The following is a 13,026-nucleotide window of genomic DNA, read 5'->3' on the forward strand; positions in this document are numbered from 1 at the left end:
CTACCCGATCCCGGGCAACGACGACGCCATCCGCGCCGTGCAGCTGTATGTGCGCGCTGCCGCTGACTCGGTGCTCGAAGGCAAGGCCGCTGCGCCGATCGTCGCCAACCGCGACGACGAGTTCGTCGAGCTCGACGCCGAAGGCAATCCGGTCGGCAAGAAGGAAGACAAGGGCGCACCGCGCCGTGCGCCGGCCAAGCGTGGCGCTCCGCGCCGTGACGGCGACCGCGCTGCTCCGCGCGGCGACCGCAAGTAATCGCGACGCCGCGGTGAAACCCGGGAGCAGCCTGCTGCTCCCGGTGTTTCGAAAACCTGCAGCAACAAATCTTCTGCGCGTGACGGCCTTGTCGTCGCGCCGCCTCATCGAAGCACCGCTTCAACGAATCTGAGAGGAACACCCATGGAAATCACCGCCAGCCTGGTCAAGGAACTGCGCGAGCGCTCCGGCGCCGGCATGATGGAGTGCAAGAAGGCTCTCGCCGAGAACAACGGCGACATCGACGTCGCGATGGAATCCCTGCGCAAGACCGGTCTCGCCAAGGCCGACAAGAAAGCCGGTCGCGTCGCCGCCGAAGGCCGCGTCGTGCTTGCCGCGAACGGCGGCAAGGCCGTGCTCGTCGAGATCAATTCCGAAACCGATTTCGTGGCGAAAGACGAGAACTTCATCTCGTTCACCAACGGCGTCGCCGACACCGCCCTCGCCTCCGGCGCGGCCGATGCCGATGCGCTGAAGTCGGCCAAGCTCGGCGGCGGCACCGTCGAGGAAGCCCGCGCCGCGCTGATCGCCAAGGTCGGTGAAAACGTGCAGGTGCGTCGCCTGGTCAAACTCGACAGCAGCAACATCGTCGCCGGTTACGTGCACGGTGGCCGCATCGGCGTGCTGGTCGAAATCAAGGGTGGCGATGTCGAACTCGCACGCGGTCTGGCGATGCACGTCGCAGCGATGAATCCGCCGTACATCAAGGCTTCCGACGTCCCGGCCGATTTCATCGCCAAGGAAAAGGAAATCGAGCTCGCCAAGATGTCCGAGAAGGAAAAGGCCAAGCCGGCCGACATCCTCGAGAAGATCATCAGCGGCAAGATCGCCAAGATCATCAACGAAGTCACTCTGACCGGCCAGCCGTACGCGCTGAACACCGACCAGAGCGTCGACGCCGTGCTGAAAGCCGCCGGCGCCGAAGTGATCACCTTCCAGCGTCTCGCCGTCGGCGAAGGCATCGAGAAAGTGGTCGAAGACTACGCAGCGGAAGTGGCGAAGGCGATGCAGGTCTGAAGTAACTGCCAACCCGACGTTGATCCCTCTCCCTTTGGGAAAGGGTCGGGGTGAGGGCGATTCAATTCGCCGCAGCCCACAAAAAAACCCGCGAGCAATCGCGGGTTTTTTATCGCCTGCTTTTCGTGGGAGCCAGCTTGCTGGTTCCTACCGGTGGCCGGGCGAGCTATTTCAACAAACTGAACAGGAAATCGTGGGCTCTCCGGCATTTTGCGGATCATCGCTGTCCGCAAGCACGTCGCACCGGCGTTGATCGAAGCGCCAGCCCAGGACGGCGCAACCGCCCTGATCATCGATTCCCAACATCGTGCCAGGAGATCTGCATCATGCCCGCACCACGTCACCTCGCCTTGGTTGCCATCGTTCTCGCCAGCACCGCCCTGGCCAGCAACACGCCGCTCAACGTCAAGCCCGGCGCCTGGGAATTGACCTTGCGCACGACGATGAACGGCAATCCGATCCCCGCCGCGAGCCTTGCCCAGATGTCGCCCGAACAACGAACAAAAATACAGGCGGCGATGCAGGCGCGCTCAGGAAAAACCACGAGTCGCGTTTTCAAGGAATGCCTCACTGCGGCAGACCTGAAAAACCCGGACACTTTCGGAAAGAATGGCGATGACGACGAGGGCTGCCGCACTACTGTGATCAGCGAGTCACCGACGCAGCGAAAATTGCGCATGGTCTGCACCGGCGACAATCCGCATACCGGCACCGGCACCATTTCCGCTCCCAGCCAGACCCAGATGACCGGCGTCATCGACATCATCGGGACCGCGACCGGCGCGAAAATCCATATCGAGGAATCCGGCCGTTGGTTGGGCGCCAATTGCGCCGGCATCAAGGATTGACCGCGTTCGCGCCAGTCGCAAAAACAAGGAGAGCCCGCATGGCTGTTTCCGTCCAGAATCTCGCCGTCGCACTGCTGCTGTCGCTGCCGATCTGCGCCAGCGCCCAGATGGCCGCGCCCAAAGTGCCGATCACCCACACCAGTGAAAGTACTTCCGCACCAGCGCAGGCCCCGGCTGTCGACGGCAGCGCGTCCGAACCTGCCGATGCATCGGCAGCTCACACCGCTCCGCGCAACGATCGCGAAAGCATCCAGGCGCCAGGGAAATGCACTGTCAACTATCGCGGGCCGCCGATCATCACCCGTGTCTACCCGATCAACGACGAGCCCTGGCAGAACAACACCGTCATCCCGGTCGGCACGACGTCGGACGATCCCGACAGCTACGCCTACGTGTTCATGATCGAGGGCTGTGGTTTGTATTCCTTCGACGACGCCAATCCGGAAATCATCGGCTTCGGCAAGGAAGGTTCGCTGATTTCGCTGATTGATGATTCGCGCGAAGGAACCCGTAGCTTGCATAGCTTCGATCACGCGTTCGTCAGACTCAACAGCGATGCGACCAACGCGTTGAGAAAAATCACTTCCCCCCTCGGACCGTTGAGCGTCATGGTGAAAACGCCCGGCGGTCGCGGTGCAACCGCAGCGATCTATTATCTCGCCCCGATGCCACGACGCCACGATGCGATGGCGGTAAAGGCGCAGCTCGCTCCCGCGTCGGCAATCGCGACCAACGCGGCGATCACGGCCCCCTGCGTCGGGAACCCGACGCCGCGGATTGTCGCTGTTGATGGAAAGTCCAGCGGCGTGGTGTTCAGCGCGCGCGGGGAGTGGCGCATCACCGGCTGTGGCTTCGGCGACCATGCGGGCAGCATCGCCCTGATCGCGCGGCTTCCACAATCGATCGCGCTGACGGTGGTGAGCTGGAGCGATACGCAGATCGTTGCGACACTGACGCAATCACCCGCGAACGTTGCTGACCTCGATCAGGTCGCCGTGCAGGTGGACACCGAATCCGGCGATAGCGTCGCCGGCCCTTATGTTCACCGATACAAGGTTTTTTCACCGATGCCGGAAGGATGGACGAAATGAAAAAGATGCCCTCGCCGCTTTTCTTTCTCAGCCTCGCGCTGGGCCTGGCGATTTGCAGCCCGATGCGCGCGCAGGAAACCACCGCAACCTACCAGCGAAGCGCCATGTCGGAAGCGGTGACGCTGAGCCAGATGTCGATCGACGATCGCGTCGCGCGCCTGGAACGCGAACTGGCCAAGGCACAGGCACGCATCGAGCAGATGGATGCGCGCTTCAAGCAGCACACGCACAACTACAACTACACGCACACCGGCCTGCTCAACGAACCGCTGAACGGCCGGCGCGTCGATCTGGCGATCAGCCCGACGGCGAAGACCTCCGCGACGACACCACCGAACGAACAATAGCTGCGATTTGCTGCTTGCGCAGGAACAGCAGCGGATTCGCCGGTGTGTCGTTGCGTCGGGTCAGGAAATGCAGGGATCGCACAAAAACTTCCAATCACAGCAAGCTGGTGAATGGGAGGTAGTTGCTGCTGAGGCAAGCTTGGTCGGGCGAGACTTATTTCGGCAGCCAGCGCGCCCAGTCGGTATTCGGTGCCGCGCAAATCTCGCAGTCGCGAAAGTCTCCGGATGCGATCGCTGAGGAGATGCGGGAAAAGGTTTCGGTTTGACTGGGCGGCGTATCGAAATCCGGTTGCTGCCAGGCGTCGAGCTGCAGAACCTGCTTGAACTGCGCCGGCACGAACGGCGCCCATTCTTCTTTGCTCGCCAACAACGATTCGCGGTAGTCATCGAGCAGGGCAACGGCCGTCCAGAAACCCATGTCCGCCTGCAGATCGAAGTCGGGCTCTATCGCGAGACTCGACAGCTCAACCGGGCGACCGCGCACGGACACGGCAACAATTTCGTCGCCGGAATCATCGGTTTCGACAACGCCCGGGCAGGTAGAGCGATCGTTGTCGAAACCCTGCATGCCCCTGACCCCCGGGCCAACGACCTCGATCATGCCCTGCAGCCCATCCGCCGCCGGCCACCAGACGATGGAGTTGAAAAGGAGCATCCAGGAGTCCGACGACACGTGAACCGACAACCGCGAGCTGATGTAGTCGACATTCATGTTCGAGAAGCAGGGCATCTCGAACTTTTCGAAGCGTTCATCCAGGTATCGGGATATCGACGATGCATCCATCAGTCACCTCTCGGAAAAGTTCACGGGAAATGTGCGTAGGAGCCAGCTTGCCGGCGACCAAGCTTTCCTCAGCAGCAACTACCTCCCACTCATCAGCTTGCTGTGATCGGAAATCTTTGTGATCTCTGCATTGCGTGGAGCGGAGTCGCCAGCAAGCTGGCTCCTACAGGTGCGATTACTGCTTCGGCAAAAACAGCAATGGATCCACCGGCTTGCCATTGCGGCGGATCTCGAAATGCAGCATGTCGCGGATGGCGCCGGTACGGCCCATTTCGGCGATCGCGTCGCCGGCTTTCACTTTCGTGCCTTCGGCGACGAGACGGCGGCGATTGTGCGCATACGCCGACAACCATTCGTCGGAATGCTTGATGATGATCAACTCGCCGTAGCCGACCAGGCCAGCGCCGGAATACACGACCACGCCATCGGCCGCAGCAAGAATCGTCTGCCCGGGTTTGCCTGCGATATTGATGCCCTGCTGCGTCTGGTCACCAGCGACGAAATTTCCGGTGACCTGCCCCTGCGTCGGCCACCGCCATTTCGGCGCGCCGGGGATCGAGATCGTTGCGCCGCCGGTTTCTGCGGCATTCGACGCAGCGACGTTCGGTGTCGGCACCGCGACGGGCACAGCGGGCGGCGCTGGAATGATCGGTGGCGGTGTCGCGATCGGCGGTTTCGCAATCGCATTCGCGCTGGTCGTCGGCGGAGAAATCGACGCTGACGGCGGTGCGGGTTTGGTCGTCGGCGCGGCGACCGGTTCCGGCTTTTTGATCGGCGGCGCGGACGACACCGGCTCGAATACCGAGGGCGTCGTCGTCGACGCAGTTTGTGTCGCGGTGACCGGTGCGGCGTCGTGATCCGGCGCCTGCAGATGCAGGCGCTGCCCCGACTGGATCGCGTACGGCTCGCCGATATGATTCCAGGCGGCGACGTCGGTGAATTTCAATCCGAAGCGCGTCGAAATTCCGTACAGGGTTTCACCGGTCTTGACGATATAGGTCCTGTCGGTCGGCAACGACTGCACGGCGGGACGCGGTGCTGGCGTCTCGACAACCTCATCGCGTGGCGACCCTTCCGCCGGACGCGTCGATCGTGCGGGCGTATTTTCCTGCGCCGGATAATATTCGCGCACAACGCGTGCGCTGGTGCAGGCCGAGACCATCAAGGCCATCAGCAGAAATCCGGTCAGTCGCGGCGTGATCATCGGCATGCGGGTCGATTCAAACACAAGGCGGGAAAAATCTCACGCGCCATGGCTGCGCAGATACAGCCAGGCGATCACGCCGACCAGCAGAACCAGCGCAGCCCAACCGACGGGTTCGATGTTCTTGCGCAGGGCCGCTTCGGCTTTTTCGCCGCCGAGACGGATCGCGCCGGCGACAAGGAACACACGTTTACCGCGGCCGATCGTCGCACCGGCGAAGAATGGCAGCAGCGGCATGCCGACCGCACCGGAAGCCAGCGTGAAAATCTTGAAGGGCACCGGTGTGAACCCGGCGATCAACAGCAGCCAAAAACCGTTCGCCGCTGCCTGCTGTTTGATGCTGTCGAACTGCGCGGCATAACCCATCTTCGCGATGAACGGCATCGCCCATTCGATCGCGTAGAAACCGATCGCGTAACCGACGCACATTCCGAGGATGGAACCGAGCAGACTGATCGCCGCAAACCAGAAGCCGCGTTTCGGTTGCGCCAGACACATCGGCGCGAGCATCAGTTCCGGCATCACCGGAAAAAAAACCGCCTCGGCGACGCTCAGACCGAACAGCAGCCACGGCGCATGCCGGTATTTCGACCAGACAATCGCGCGGTCGTACATCGGCTGAAAAATCTTCATCGCGTCCCTTGCATTCAGATGATCCCCGACACCAGCGGCACGAACACGACATTGCCGAGGTCTTCCTCGACCATGCCGTCGCCGGTCTTGCGCATGCGCAGCAGTTTCTGGCTCGTGCTGCCGCCGACCGGCGCGATCAGCGTGCCGCCGTCGGCGAGTTGATCGAGCAGGCTGCGGTCGAGGTGCGCGCCGGCCGCGGTGACGATGATCGCGTCGAATGGCGCGTATTCCGGCCAGCCCATGCGGCCATCGTCGTGCTTGGTGCGCAGGTTCAGGCCGAGATTGCGGAAGCGCCGGCGCGCGATGCGCAGCAGTTCTTCGATGCGCTCGACGGTGTAAACCTCGAGCCCCAGCGTCGCCAGCACCGCGCCCTGGTAGCCTGAGCCGGTGCCGATCTCCAGCACTTTCTTCGGCATGCCGTGCTCGAGCAGCGCCTCGGTCATGCGCGCAACGACCCAGGGCTGGGAAATCGTCTGGCCGTTGCCGATCGGCAGCGCGACGTCTTCGTAGGCGCGCGAGGCCAGTGCTTCATCGAGAAACAGATGTCGCGGCAGACCACGCAAGGCGGCGAGCACGCGTTCGTCGCGGATGCCGCCTTCGCTGCGCAGGCGATCGACCATGCGGTCGCGCGCGCGCTGCGAGGTCATGCCCTGGCCCTTGGCTTCCGGCTTGAGGCGATAGATCGGTGTCATGCGGAATCTTTCAGCGCTGCCGACAAACCGCCGACCCAACTTGCGACCGTTTCCAGCGCCTGGTAGCGCGTCAGGTCGACGTGGATCGGCGTGATCGAGATATAGCCCATGCGCACCGCGTGGAAATCGGTGCCGGGGCCGGCGTCCTGCGCTTCGCCGGGCGGACCGATCCACCAGATCGGACGGCCGCGCGGGTCGTTCTGCGCGATGCAGGGCGCGGCGCGATGACGATGACCCAGACGCGTGACTTCGAAACCTTTCACTTCCGCCCAGGGAAGATCGGGCACGTTGACGTTGAGAATGGTGTCGGCGGGCAGCGGATCGGACATCAGGCGTGTCGTGATCTCGACGGCGGCGCGCGCCGCGGTTTCGAAATGCTGCGCTTTGTGATCGATCGTCGACAGCGACATCGCGATCGCCGGCAGACCGAGGCAGCGGCCTTCCATCGCAGCGGCGACGGTGCCGGAATAGATCACGTCGTCGCCAAGATTGGAGGTGTTGTTGATGCCCGAGAGCACGATGTCGGGATCGGAGGCGAGCATGCCGGCGAGCGCGAGATGCACGCAGTCGGTCGGGGTACCGGCGACGCTCCAGACGTCGTTGCCCAGCGATTTCGCGCGCAGCGGCTGGTCGAGCGTGAGCGAATTGCTGGCGCCGGAACGATCGCGATCGGGCGCCACCACCGTCACCGCATGCCCGGCCTGGCGCAGGGCCTCGGCCAAGTGGCGAATGCCGGGCGCATCCACGCCATCATCATTGCTTACCAGTACGCGCATCGAACTCCCTCTGAACCCGGATGATAACGGATGCCGACCGGGCCGCGGCAGCTTGCCTTCGTCGTCGCGATGGTTAGTCTGTGACCATGAAACGCAAGCCGCCCGGCATCAGCCCCGAAGATTCCGAGTTGTTCCGCGACGCCATCGGCGAAGTGCGGCGGATCGAGGCCGAGCCCGTGGTCCCCGCCCGCCCCGGCCCGCCGCCGGAACCCAAGCGCCTGCGCATCGACGAGGAAGAAGCCCTGCGCGAATCGCGGATGGCGCCGGCCGATCTCGCGCTCGATGCCGCCGACCTGCTGTCGTATCGCCGCCCAGAATTGCCCGAGCGCGTGTTCAAGCAACTCAAGCGCGGCGAATACAGCATCCAGGACGAAATCGACCTGCACCATCTGCGTGCCGCCGACGCCGAAGCCCTGCTCAAGCAATTCCTCAACTCCGCACGTCGCGGTCACCATCCCTGCGTGCGCATCGTGCACGGCAAAGGCCTGCGTTCGGAAGGCGCACCGGTGTTGAAGTCGCTCGTCGACCGCGTGCTGCGCCATCGCGGCGACGTGCTCGCGTTCGCTTCGGCGCCGATCAACCAGGGCGGTAGCGGCGCCGTCCTGGTGCTGCTCGACGAGCGTTGAAAAAAACCGTAGGAGCGGCGCAAGCCGCGATTTCTCCAGATTGCGTCGCACATTGGAAAAATCGCGGCTTGCGCCGCTCCTACATGCCGCGGTTTCCCATCGGTTGTTTCACCTCGCCCAATTCCGCCAATACCTCGGTCGCGTAGGATCCGGGCGACAGGCGGAAATCCAGACGCAGCGTCGCTGCATCCAGCCATTCCCAGCGCAATTCGTTGACGCGTACGCGCAGGGCACGGCGCTCCTGTTTCATGTCGGCACTTTCCAGTCCCTCACGCAAGGCGGCGAACGGCGCCAGCGCGGCGTCTTCGAGCAATCGCACCGCATCGCGCGAACGCAATTCGCCCTTGCCCCACATCGGCCCCGTGGGGTGGATGTCCTGCGCCTGTGTGCGTTCACGAATCGTCTCGGTCTCCGGCTCCGGGCCGAACACGCTCTGGGTGCCGTCGAGCATCCAGACCTCGCCCTCCGCGCCGCTGTTCCAGTTGCCGGCAGCGATGCGCGTAGCGAGTACGGCATTGAACATTTCCGAGCGCGCAGCCGACAGATAGATCGAACGCTGCTCGCGCTTCACCCGTTCGCCGGCGAACATGCGCAGTGCCGCCTCGACATTGTCGCCATCGCGGCCGAAGCGCTGCTCGCCGAAATAGTTCGGGATGCCATGCGCGCGGATGTCGGCCAGGCGTTGCTCGATCGCCTCGCGCATACCGGCGACATTGCGCAGCGTCAGGATGAAACGATTGCCGGCCAGCGCGCCACGCGACAGCTTGCGGTTGTGCCAATGATGTTCGAGCACGCGCAGATCATCGCTGACCAGACCGGCGATGTCCGGCGAAACCCGCTTCGGAAAATGCACCGAGAAACGCTGGCTCGTCACGGCATGGCGGTCCTTCATGCCGGCATAGCCGACGCCCATCTCCGCAATGCCGCCCCAGCGCGCGATCGCCTTGGCGACGAACACGGTATTGAGTCCGCGCTTCTCGATGGTGAGCAACAGATGCTCGCCCTCGCCGGTCGGCGTGAACGAAGGCAGTTCCTCGACCACGAAATCTTCCGGCTGCGTGCGGAAATCCGCCGTAAGCACGGCCGCGCCGAATGCGCGCGGATGCCGCGTGCTGTCGCCGGCCATCGACGACGATTCATCGGATTCGATGATCGACATCAGGCTTTCACCAGCAGCACGATCGCCTGCGCCGCGATGCCTTCGCCGCGCCCGGTGAAGCCGAGTTTTTCGGTAGTCGTGGCCTTGACGCTGATGCGGTCCATGCCCACGTCAAGATCCTGCGCCATCGCCGCACGCATTGCCTCCGCATGCGGGCCGATCTTCGGGAGTTCGCAGATCACGGTGATGTCGGCATTGCCCAGCGCGTAACCATGCTGGTCGACCAGCAACGCGCAATGACGCAGGAACTGCCGGCTGTCCGCGCCCTTCCAGCGCGCATCGGTGGGAGGAAAGTGCTGGCCGATATCGCCCAACGCCAGTGCGCCGAGCAAGGCATCGCAGAGTGCATGGATGACCACGTCACCATCGGAATGGGCGACGATGCCGCGCTCGTGCGCGATGCGCACGCCGCCGAGCGTCACGTGGTCGCCATCGCCGAAGGCGTGGACGTCGAAACCCTGGCCGATACGTATCGCAGTCACGGGAACCCATCCTTGTAGGAGCGGCGTGAGCCGCGAAATGCCATGCCTTGCCGGAAACCAATCCAGAGAAACGTACGACGTATTCGGAACGGGCGTTCGCGACTCGCGTCGCTCCTGCAGTTCCTGAAAACCCTACGAAAGCTTGTTCAAGCCGCGCACGAGGATGAACTCGGCGAGCGCGAGATCCGCCGGCGTCGTCACCTTGATGTTGTCCTCCGAACCTTCGACCAGCAGCGGTTTCAGGCCCAGCCTTTCCATCGCCATCGCTTCGTCGGTGACGACCAGGCCGGTGCGCATCGCCGCCTGCATCGCGCGGGTCAGTCCGCCGCGGCGGAACATCTGCGGCGTGAGCGCGCGCCAGAGCGAATCGCGCGCTTCGGTCGCGCTGATGCGCACCTGCGCATCGGCGCGCTTGATGGTATCGCGCACCGGCGCGGCGAGAATCGCGCCAACCGGGTCGGCCTGGCCCATCGCGATCAGACGCGTGAGATCGAGGCCGCGCAGACAGGGCCGCGCCGCGTCATGCACCAGCACCCACTGGTCTTCACTGACTGTCGCCGGCAACGCCTGCAACGCCGACAACACCGAATCGGCGCGCTCGGCGCCGCCGATGCAGGTGAGGATGGGCTTGCCTTCCATTTCGCGCCAGCCAGCCCAGTACGGATCCTCGGGCGAGAGCGCGACCATGATGCCGTCAACGCCGGGATGACCGAGCAAGGCGCGCAGGCTGTGTTCGATCAAAGTGCGACCGGCGACTTCGAGATACTGCTTGGGCGTCTCGCTGCCGAAGCGCGTGCCACGGCCTGCCGCCGGCATCACCGCCCAGGTCATTGCACCGGTTCCGCGTTGGCGTCGCTCGCGGGTTTGTTCGCGGGCGCCGCAGCATTCGGATCGACGACGCGATAGAAAGTCTCGCCCGGCTTGGTCATACCCAACTCGCTGCGCGCGCGTTCCTCGACGGCGTTCTCGCCGGACTTCAGGTCCTCGACCTCCGCCGACAGCGCGTCGTTGCGCTGTTGCAGTCGCGCGTTTTCGGCGCGTTGTTCGCTGACCGTCTGACGCAGTGCGCGGGCATCGTCCCAGCCGCCCTCGCCCAGCCACAGTTTCGACTGCAGCGCGAGCAGCAATGCGATCAGGGCCAGTATCGGCCACCAGCGGCGCAGGAGTCCGCTCACGTCAGCGCTTGAGGCTCACGAAGGCATCGCGGCCGGCGTAGCGCGCTTTCACGCCCAACGCTTCTTCGATGCGCAGCAGCTGGTTGTACTTGGCGACACGATCGGAACGGCACAGCGAGCCGGTCTTGATCTGCGTCGCCGTGGTCGCAACCGCGATGTCGGCGATGGTGGTGTCTTCGGTCTCGCCGGAGCGATGCGAAACAATGGCCGCATAACCGTTGGCATCGGCCATCGCGATCGCTTCCAGGGTTTCGCTGAGCGTGCCGATCTGGTTGACCTTGATCAGGATCGCGTTGGCAACCTTCTTTTCGATGCCCTCGCGGAAAATTTTCGGATTGGTGACGAACAAATCGTCGCCGACCAGCTGCACGTCCTTGCCGACGCGATCGGTCAGCAGCTTCCAGCCGGCCCAGTCGTTCTCGGCCATGCCGTCTTCAATAGTGACGATCGGGTACTGCTTGGCCCAATTGGCGAGAAAATCGACGAACTGTTCCGACGTCAGGCGTTTGCCTTCACCGGTAAGGTTGTACTTGCCGTTCTCGAAGAACTCCGTGCTGGCGACGTCGAGGCCGAGCAAAATGTCTTCGCCAGCGCTGTAACCGACCTTGCCGATCGCCTCGAGAATGGTTTCCAGCGCTTCCTCGTTCGAGCGCAGGTCGGGCGCGAAGCCGCCTTCATCGCCGACCGAGGTGCTGAGGCCGCGACCTTTCAGCACCGACTTGAGCGAATGGAAAATCTCGGTGCCGGCGCGCAGCGATTCCGCGAACGTGCCGAAGCCGACCGGCAACACCATGAATTCCTGCATGTCGACATTGTTGTCGGCGTGCGCGCCGCCGTTGATGATGTTCATCATCGGCACCGGCAACACCGCGGCGCGATCGCCGGCGAGATGCGCCCAGAGCGGGAGATTCTTCGCGGCGGCGACCGCATGCGCATTCGCCAGCGAGACACCGAGCAATGCGTTCGCGCCCAGGCGGCCCTTGTTGTCGGTGCCGTCGAGATTGATCAGGCGTGCGTCGAGCCCTTTCTGATCATCGGCATCAAACCCCTTGAGCGCATCGGCGATCGTCGTGTTGACGTTGGCGACGGCTTTCTTCACGCCCTTGCCCATGTAGCGGGTCTTGTCGCCATCGCGCAACTCGACCGCTTCCTTCGAACCCGTCGACGCGCCCGACGGCACCGCAGCGCGACCAATGTGGCCGGAGCTCAGCGTGACTTCCGCTTCCAGCGTGGGATTGCCGCGGCTGTCGAGGATTTCGCGGGCGTGGATCTTGGTGATGGCGGTCATTTCAACGGGGCTCCGACGAGTGTCTGCAATTCGGGGGTGGCGGCACAGGCACCGTCGGTGCCGGCGCTCAGAAAATAGTAGAAAGCGGCGTTGGCGCGGTAGCGGGACACGGTGTCGCCGGCGGGATCGCTGGAATAGTTCATCAGCGAAGCGAGCGCGGCCTGCACGCGTTTCTCGCCGGGCTGCTTCGCATCGGCAAGCAGCGGCGACAGGTTCTTTTTCGGCAGCACGGCCAGGGCTTTGGCGATCACGACGTCGGTGAGTCCGGCCTTGGCGATTTTCGCGGAAATCTTGAGGAGATCGTCGTCATGCGATTTCTCGACGATCGGATTCACGCAATCCGACAGCGTCACCGCTTCGTAGGCCGCCTCAGACGATTCGATCACATCGACCACGGAACGATCGCGATTGCCGGCGTTGTAGCGCTGATACAGATGCACGATCACGCCGCGCGGCGTGTCGTGGGCGGCGACGAAATCGATGACCTTCTGCTGGTAGGTGCTGGGTGCGCGGGTTGCAGGCTGCGCGGACTTTCCGGCATCGCCAGTCACCGACGACGAACACGCCACCAGCAACAACAGCAGCAATGCCAGAACCATTCGCATCAACCAAGACCCTCGTTGGGCAATACGTTTTTCTTGACGATGT

16 protein-coding genes and 1 pseudogene are annotated in these 13,026 nt (G+C 63.5%); 6 read left to right on the top strand and 11 right to left on the bottom strand.

What is annotated here, in order from left to right; genetic code table 11:
- The 5 genes and pseudogenes from VKM35_RS10565 to VKM35_RS10585 form a co-directional block, all read left to right on the top strand.
- Positions 1 to 256: pseudogene (locus tag VKM35_RS10565) on the top strand (30S ribosomal protein S2); the annotation flags it as partial.
- Positions 257 to 400: 144 nt separating this feature from the next.
- A complete protein-coding gene (gene tsf / locus VKM35_RS10570) occupies positions 401 to 1,273 on the top strand; it encodes a translation elongation factor Ts (RefSeq protein ID WP_324320983.1) in 873 nt (290 codons plus the stop codon).
- Between the two features lie 326 nt (positions 1,274 to 1,599).
- Positions 1,600 to 2,121, top strand: a complete 522-nt coding sequence (locus tag VKM35_RS10575; protein ID WP_324320984.1) for a DUF3617 domain-containing protein — start codon at positions 1,600 to 1,602, stop codon at positions 2,119 to 2,121.
- Positions 2,118 to 3,212, top strand: a complete 1,095-nt coding sequence (locus VKM35_RS10580; RefSeq protein WP_324320985.1) for a hypothetical protein — start codon at positions 2,118 to 2,120, stop codon at positions 3,210 to 3,212. Before VKM35_RS10575 ends, VKM35_RS10580 begins: the two co-directional genes overlap by 4 nt.
- Positions 3,209 to 3,559 (top strand): hypothetical protein, encoded by a 351-nt coding sequence (locus VKM35_RS10585; RefSeq protein WP_324320986.1) that lies wholly within the window; start codon positions 3,209 to 3,211, stop codon positions 3,557 to 3,559. Before VKM35_RS10580 ends, VKM35_RS10585 begins: the two co-directional genes overlap by 4 nt.
- Positions 3,560 to 3,713: 154 nt before the next feature.
- Here the strand turns inward: VKM35_RS10585 and VKM35_RS10590 are convergent, their stop codons facing one another.
- The 5 genes from VKM35_RS10590 to surE form a co-directional block, all read right to left on the bottom strand.
- Positions 3,714 to 4,343: a DUF7003 family protein gene (locus tag VKM35_RS10590; protein WP_324320987.1), complete on the bottom strand. Its 630-nt coding sequence runs from the start codon at positions 4,341 to 4,343 to the stop codon at positions 3,714 to 3,716.
- Between the two features lie 175 nt (positions 4,344 to 4,518).
- Positions 4,519 to 5,553 carry a peptidoglycan DD-metalloendopeptidase family protein gene (locus VKM35_RS13865; protein ID WP_414636628.1) on the bottom strand — a complete coding sequence of 345 codons (1,035 nt, stop codon included), beginning with the start codon at positions 5,551 to 5,553 and terminating at the stop codon, positions 4,519 to 4,521.
- Between the two features lie 33 nt (positions 5,554 to 5,586).
- On the bottom strand, positions 5,587 to 6,180 hold the full coding sequence (locus VKM35_RS10605; RefSeq protein WP_324320988.1) for a YqaA family protein: 594 nt from the start codon (positions 6,178 to 6,180) through the stop codon (positions 5,587 to 5,589).
- 14 nt (positions 6,181 to 6,194) lie between these two features.
- The gene (locus VKM35_RS10610; protein ID WP_324320989.1) at positions 6,195 to 6,872 is read right to left on the bottom strand and encodes a protein-L-isoaspartate(D-aspartate) O-methyltransferase; all 678 of its coding nucleotides are present in this window, start codon (positions 6,870 to 6,872) and stop codon (positions 6,195 to 6,197) included.
- Positions 6,869 to 7,648: a 5'/3'-nucleotidase SurE gene (gene surE / locus VKM35_RS10615; protein WP_324320990.1), complete on the bottom strand. Its 780-nt coding sequence runs from the start codon at positions 7,646 to 7,648 to the stop codon at positions 6,869 to 6,871. Before surE ends, VKM35_RS10610 begins: the two co-directional genes overlap by 4 nt.
- A gap of 86 nt (positions 7,649 to 7,734) precedes the next feature.
- On the opposite strand from surE, the gene VKM35_RS10620 reads away from it, so the two are divergent.
- Complete coding sequence (locus VKM35_RS10620; protein WP_324320991.1) at positions 7,735 to 8,274, top strand: Smr/MutS family protein; 540 nt, start codon at positions 7,735 to 7,737, stop codon at positions 8,272 to 8,274.
- Positions 8,275 to 8,353: 79 nt separating this feature from the next.
- On the opposite strand, the gene truD is transcribed toward VKM35_RS10620, so the two are convergent.
- From truD to VKM35_RS10650, 6 genes are all read right to left on the bottom strand, one after another.
- A complete protein-coding gene (truD, locus tag VKM35_RS10625; RefSeq protein ID WP_324320992.1) occupies positions 8,354 to 9,433 on the bottom strand; it encodes a tRNA pseudouridine(13) synthase TruD in 1,080 nt (359 codons plus the stop codon).
- Positions 9,433 to 9,906 (bottom strand): 2-C-methyl-D-erythritol 2,4-cyclodiphosphate synthase, encoded by a 474-nt coding sequence (gene ispF / locus VKM35_RS10630; RefSeq protein ID WP_324320997.1) that lies wholly within the window; start codon positions 9,904 to 9,906, stop codon positions 9,433 to 9,435. Before ispF ends, truD begins: the two co-directional genes overlap by 1 nt.
- A 141-nt stretch (positions 9,907 to 10,047) precedes the next feature.
- Entirely contained in the window at positions 10,048 to 10,746 is a 699-nt protein-coding gene (ispD, locus tag VKM35_RS10635) for a 2-C-methyl-D-erythritol 4-phosphate cytidylyltransferase (RefSeq protein WP_324320993.1), read from the bottom strand.
- Positions 10,743 to 11,078, bottom strand: coding sequence for a cell division protein FtsB (gene ftsB, locus VKM35_RS10640; protein WP_414636629.1), 336 nt, complete (start codon positions 11,076 to 11,078; stop codon positions 10,743 to 10,745). The genes ispD and ftsB overlap by 4 nt, the downstream gene beginning before the upstream one ends.
- 13 nt (positions 11,079 to 11,091) lie before the next feature.
- Positions 11,092 to 12,378 carry a phosphopyruvate hydratase gene (eno, locus tag VKM35_RS10645; RefSeq protein WP_324320995.1) on the bottom strand — a complete coding sequence of 429 codons (1,287 nt, stop codon included), beginning with the start codon at positions 12,376 to 12,378 and terminating at the stop codon, positions 11,092 to 11,094.
- Positions 12,375 to 12,983, bottom strand: a complete 609-nt coding sequence (locus VKM35_RS10650; RefSeq protein ID WP_324320996.1) for a hypothetical protein — start codon at positions 12,981 to 12,983, stop codon at positions 12,375 to 12,377. Before VKM35_RS10650 ends, eno begins: the two co-directional genes overlap by 4 nt.
- Positions 12,984 to 13,026 lie beyond the last annotated feature (43 nt).

The organism is Arenimonas sp. (assembly GCF_035312645.1).
In the GTDB taxonomy this organism is placed as follows: Bacteria; Pseudomonadota; Gammaproteobacteria; order Xanthomonadales; family Xanthomonadaceae; genus Arenimonas.

Bases quoted from the DNA above. Each gene is read 5' to 3' on its own strand.
- VKM35_RS10590 (WP_324320987.1), bottom strand. From the start codon at position 4,343: ATGGATGCATCGTCGATATCCCGATACCTGGATGAACGCTTCGAAAAG.
- VKM35_RS10650 (WP_324320996.1), bottom strand. From the start codon at position 12,983: ATGCGAATGGTTCTGGCATTGCTGCTGTTGTTGCTGGTGGCGTGTTCG.
- VKM35_RS10585 (WP_324320986.1), top strand. From the start codon at position 3,209: ATGAAAAAGATGCCCTCGCCGCTTTTCTTTCTCAGCCTCGCGCTGGGC.
- surE (WP_324320990.1), bottom strand. From the start codon at position 7,648: ATGCGCGTACTGGTAAGCAATGATGATGGCGTGGATGCGCCCGGCATT.
- VKM35_RS10610 (WP_324320989.1), bottom strand. From the start codon at position 6,872: ATGACACCGATCTATCGCCTCAAGCCGGAAGCCAAGGGCCAGGGCATG.
- eno (WP_324320995.1), bottom strand. From the start codon at position 12,378: ATGACCGCCATCACCAAGATCCACGCCCGCGAAATCCTCGACAGCCGC.
- VKM35_RS10605 (WP_324320988.1), bottom strand. From the start codon at position 6,180: ATGAAGATTTTTCAGCCGATGTACGACCGCGCGATTGTCTGGTCGAAA.
- truD (WP_324320992.1), bottom strand. From the start codon at position 9,433: ATGTCGATCATCGAATCCGATGAATCGTCGTCGATGGCCGGCGACAGC.
- VKM35_RS10620 (WP_324320991.1), top strand. From the start codon at position 7,735: ATGAAACGCAAGCCGCCCGGCATCAGCCCCGAAGATTCCGAGTTGTTC.
- VKM35_RS13865 (WP_414636628.1), bottom strand. From the start codon at position 5,553: ATGCCGATGATCACGCCGCGACTGACCGGATTTCTGCTGATGGCCTTG.
- tsf (WP_324320983.1), top strand. From the start codon at position 401: ATGGAAATCACCGCCAGCCTGGTCAAGGAACTGCGCGAGCGCTCCGGC.
- ispD (WP_324320993.1), bottom strand. From the start codon at position 10,746: ATGACCTGGGCGGTGATGCCGGCGGCAGGCCGTGGCACGCGCTTCGGC.
- VKM35_RS10575 (WP_324320984.1), top strand. From the start codon at position 1,600: ATGCCCGCACCACGTCACCTCGCCTTGGTTGCCATCGTTCTCGCCAGC.